The organism is Caballeronia glathei (assembly GCF_000698595.1).
GTDB classification, from domain to species: Bacteria; Pseudomonadota; Gammaproteobacteria; order Burkholderiales; family Burkholderiaceae; genus Caballeronia; species Caballeronia glathei.
Genome location: NZ_JFHC01000165.1, coordinates 1 through 4,472 on the forward strand (window position 1 = coordinate 1; position 4,472 = coordinate 4,472).

Below are 4,472 nucleotides of genomic sequence, written 5' to 3' on the forward strand. Positions count from 1 at the left end.
ACTGGGTTCATGCCGCTAGCGGCATGACACCAATTGTTGTCTATGGGCACGTGGCCGTCATCGAGATAGCGCGTAAGCGCTTCCCAGCGTTTAAGACTGTATTCCAGCGCTTTCGCAATCGCAGAACCTTCCGAAACCAGCTTGCGCTGCGCCACCATCCATTCGTGAAGTGCGTCGCAGACCGGTTTGGCCCGGTTCTGTCGAAGCTTACGTCGCTCTTCGGCATCCAGCACTGTAGCGTCGCGCTCGATGTCGTAAAGCGCAGCGAAGAACGGCAGCGCCTGTACGGCGATCTGGCTGCTGTGATTGGCATGCAGATCGAAGAACTTGCGTCTCGCGTGCGCCGCACATCCGATTTCAGTGATGCCCTGCTGGAATCCGGCCTTGTACCCACTGTAGTCGTCGCACACCAGTTTGCCCTGCCAGCCAGCGAGGAACGCGCGGGCATGTTCGCCTGCACGGCTGTCGGCGAAGTCGTAGACCACAGCGCGCAACTCACTGTAGTGCGTGGGCGTATACGCCCACAGGTACGCGCGATGTGTTTTGCCTTTGCCGGGGCTGAGCATCTGTACCGGCGTCTCATCCGCATGCAGCACACCCTGCTGCAGGATTTCCTGATGCAGTGCGTCGACCAGCGGCTGTAGTTGCACGCCGCACGTACCGACCCACGCACCCAATGTCGATCGCGGTATCGCCAGACCCGCCCGCGCAAAGATCTGTTCCTGACGATACAGGGGAAGGTGGTCAGCGTATTTGGCAACCAGCACCGACGCCAGCAGTCCCGTGGTCGGGATACCCTTGTCGATGACGTGCGCGGGCACCGCCGCCTGAATCAGCGTTTCGCAGTTTCTGCACACCCACTTGCCACGGATATGCCGCTCTACCGTGAACACGCCTGGTGTGTAGTCCAGCTTCTCGCTGATGTCCTCGCCGATGCGCACGCGCTCGCAGCCACACTGACACACGGTGCTGTCCGGCTCGTGGTGGATCTCTGTGCGCGGCAGTTGCGCCGGCAGCGCTGCGCGCTTCGGTTGCTGGGGTGGCAGCTCGGCTGTGGCTTGTGGTTGAAGCTGCTCGAGCTCCACTTCAATGGCGGCCAGATCCGCGTCGGTCGCTTCATCCAGCAGGTTCATCTGATCGCTGCTGAGCTGTTCGCTGCGTCGGCCGAACTGCTGGCGCCTGAGGATCGATATCTCGTGGGTCAACTGGTCGATACGGGTCTGCCGGTAACGCAGTTCCCGTTCCTTCTCGCCGACTTCCCGGGTCTTCTCATCAATCTCCCGGTCTCTGTCCTCGACCTGGGCAATCAGCTGCGCGGCGAGCGCGCGCAACTGTTCCGGGCTGAGGGCGTTGAGATCGGCGGGCAGGTCCATGCGAACGAGTCTGCCAGAACCTCGGAGAGCGCGAAAGCGCAACCGTTTACGTCCTTGCGGGCGTCATACGACGCGGATCACGCCGTCAGGACCGATGCGTTGCCACGGCAAACCCACCACCAGACCGGCGAGTTGCTCCTGCGTCAGCGAGTGATGCTTCGGCTCGCTACCAGGGTAAGGCCAGACAAACTGCCCCTCGTTCAGCCGTCGCGCTGCCAGCCAGATTCCAATCCCGTCGTGAACCAGCACCTTCAGACGGTTGGCCCGCCGGTTGGCGAACAGATAAGCATGATGTGGATGCGCGGCGCCGAATACGGTTATCACCCGGCCCAGTGCCGTATCGAAGCCGGCCCGCATGTCCAGCGGCTCGACCGCCAGCCACACCTGATCAATGCGGATCACGCGAGCCACTCACGCAGCCAGGCGGCGCATTGTGCTGCCTCTGATGTCGGCCAGCTAACCGTGATCGACTGGTGCGCGCGACGCACCTCGACGCGGATCTCGGCCGGGCGAACGTTCATCGTGTCGAGCGGTACCGGCACGAATGCCGGTGCCTCTGCGGACTGCACTGCCACTTCGCTGGACGCGACCGCCACCCGGGCGCTCCCTTCGGCCTGTTCCACCCAACGTCGGAGCAGATTTGCGTTCAACTTGTGGTGCAGGGCGATGGCCGCAAGCGACACTCCCGGGCCCTGACAAGCCGCAACAACCTGAGCCTTAAACTCCACGCTGTAGCGGCGACGCCGCCGCCTTCCAATTGGCGCTTCTTCGATAGTGTTCACGTGTCCACCTATTTTAAGTGGATACGATGCTCCCAAGACCCTCAGCCCAACTCAAGACGGGATGACCGGGCGCTTACGGTAGGCAGCCAATATTGTCTTTCCTGAGCTTGCGTGCGGCAGTTGCCAAGGTCTCGTCGGCTTCCAGGAATACTGCGGGTTTCATTCGCTCTCTAACTAGCATGGTATGGCCCTTCAATTGAGGTCAATTGCATTTCTTGAACCGTGCTTAAACCGCCGAATTTGAACGGCGGTCCGACGGAATAGGTCGGTCCGCAGTCAGACCGAAGAGGACGGTTGTCCCTTCTGCCTTCGCGTTGAGTGGTGTCGGAGCAGGGTCTTCTGCTGTTCTTTGGGACGTGCTGGCCGAGAGATGACCCGAACGGGCGCGGCTGATTTTTACCGCCGAAATTGCGGTCTACAAATCGAGACTACTCCTTGTTGGGAGACGAAAACTACTTTATTTAGAGTTGAGCCGAAGCCTGCGCCGTCGCATCGAAGCGGTCCCTGAAATGTTCTCAATATCAATCGAATCGCTCTGTCAATCGCGCGGACGAAAGCGCATCATCAGGGCTCGATACTGGCAAATATTCAGAAGCGCGCGCAGCGGTATGACAGGGCACGCACCGACAGGCCCACCTCTCTCAGCGAGGCACAACATGGACGTTTGCATCCCAGAAGACGAAATCCGCTCGCGCGCGTATCGACTGTGGCTAGAGGCCGGAAGCCCCGAAGGTCGCGCCGAAGAATTTTGGGAGCGGGCCCGAATGCAACTCGCCGCAGCCGATAAACCGACTCAATCCGACCTAGTCGCGGATTCAGACGAATTCGCTGCTGCGCCGGCAGCAGCGTCGCCACGGTGAGTTGCCGTGGCGTCTTACCAATTCCGTCTGAGACCCGATTCGGTCGCGCGATGCCGGTCATCGTCATCCGCGTACAGATACTGATTGGCGGTCGAATTCGAGGCATGGGCCGGGGTTATCGCGTACGTATCGCAGATCGACCTGATGATCCATCATGTGTGAATCGGCCGTATGCCGCAACCAGCGGGCCGTCGCCTGCGGCAGCGGTTCGGCTGCCCTCTCGCCTCGACCAAGCTTCGAATGGTCACCAGCGCGCAGGGGCAGGCTATCAGCAAGGTAGTCAGATCTCGATAGATCCATGCTGCCCACTCCGCATGTAAGGCTACCCTGGGCTGGCTATCACTGCGATGTTCGCGCTCGCGTTCGCTGTCGCATGCGTGCGCGCAAGTCAAGAACGCGCCCACCACGCGCGTAATCGCGCCGCGCGCTGAATTTTAGGGAACGATCAGGCCGTTCAGATAGGTAGCCGATTACACATTCAGTACAGCCTGATCAGACCGCAGACTCTGAAAAGAATCCGGCCGGTACGGCGAAAGTGCCCAGCCAATGCCGGGTCTTGAACCTGCGAGCCGGCGAGCGCTGGCAGAGGCCCGCCGTGTCATTTGGGGAAAGGCCGTTTCGATGAAAGCAGATTGTCTGCAGTGGTCGTTAACGCGACGAACAAACCATAGCCGGAACGTCACTCACCTGAGTGATAACTTGACTCGACTGCTACAAGACCAATTCAGTTAAAGAATCTCGACACTTCTTTTGCATTTAAGCGTAAAGCGAAAAAACGTAACGGTTACCCTTCCCGCCGATAGACACATTACAATCTCCTTTCACCGGAGTGCGCTCAGGAACGCTCGTCGGGACAGCCGAATGGTTCCCGCGGCTTGCTGCAACAAGTGCATCACCCCGATGAATCACTTCGACCGGAGAGCAACATGGAAATGCTGATCGTCGCGTTGATAGTCATCGTGGTATTAGGGGCTTTCGCGACATTCCTGGTGGCGGAGTTCCTTCCTCACAGCGTCCTGATCCAGGCTGAAGAGCACGGACGTTTCGCCGGCCTCGCAGACGAGATTGCGCGGGGCGCGGAGTCATCGGTGGCAGCGCGCCGTCTCGAGTTGGCGCGAGGCAAGCATGTCGGCCCAGTTTGACTTTCCGCGGTGGTTTGCCGGCGTTCGCCGCGCTGCGGCGCTGCTTGACACGCGCGAGTTGCTGCAATGCCGGTCGCATCCGGTCCAGCCGGACATGGGTGATGCCTCTTCACGGTTTCTTCTTATTTCCATGCGAAGCGCCTCGGATCGGTGGCGCCGACCGCTTAGCCGGACCTGACTTCGATACGGCGCGGGCGGGCTTCCTCGCGCCGGGGAACCGTGAGCCTAAGCACGCCATCCTGCAGCCTGGCGTCGATCTTCGACGCGCCGAAATCGGCGCTTAGCGTGTGTGCGTGCAAAATGCGGCTCACGAAC

General features: G+C 60.4%; 5 protein-coding genes and 1 pseudogene. 2 read left to right on the forward strand and 4 right to left on the reverse strand.

Annotated features, from left to right (window positions below; genetic code table 11):
- The 3 genes from tnpC to tnpA form a co-directional block, all read right to left on the reverse strand.
- The coding region (gene tnpC, locus BG61_RS37735) for an IS66 family transposase (protein ID WP_035943296.1) at window positions 1-1,373 on the reverse strand (1,373 nt) is incomplete at its 3' end.
- A 63-nt stretch (window positions 1,374-1,436) separates the two neighbouring features.
- On the reverse strand, window positions 1,437-1,775 hold the full coding sequence (gene tnpB / locus BG61_RS37740) for an IS66 family insertion sequence element accessory protein TnpB (RefSeq protein ID WP_035943301.1): 339 nt from the start codon (window positions 1,773-1,775) through the stop codon (window positions 1,437-1,439).
- Window positions 1,772-2,155: an IS66-like element accessory protein TnpA gene (gene tnpA / locus BG61_RS37745; protein ID WP_035943298.1), complete on the reverse strand. Its 384-nt coding sequence runs from the start codon at window positions 2,153-2,155 to the stop codon at window positions 1,772-1,774. The genes tnpB and tnpA overlap by 4 nt, the downstream gene beginning before the upstream one ends.
- 656 nt (window positions 2,156-2,811) lie before the next feature.
- Here tnpA and BG61_RS41100 point away from each other — a divergent pair.
- Entirely contained in the window at window positions 2,812-3,015 is a 204-nt protein-coding gene (locus BG61_RS41100) for a DUF2934 domain-containing protein (RefSeq protein ID WP_075584329.1), read from the forward strand.
- A 926-nt stretch (window positions 3,016-3,941) separates the two neighbouring features.
- Window positions 3,942-4,157: a hypothetical protein gene (locus tag BG61_RS37750; RefSeq protein WP_035943300.1), complete on the forward strand. Its 216-nt coding sequence runs from the start codon at window positions 3,942-3,944 to the stop codon at window positions 4,155-4,157.
- 164 nt (window positions 4,158-4,321) lie between these two features.
- On the opposite strand, the pseudogene BG61_RS39735 reads toward BG61_RS37750, so the two are convergent.
- Window positions 4,322-4,472, reverse strand: a pseudogene (locus BG61_RS39735) (Hsp20 family protein); the annotation flags it as partial.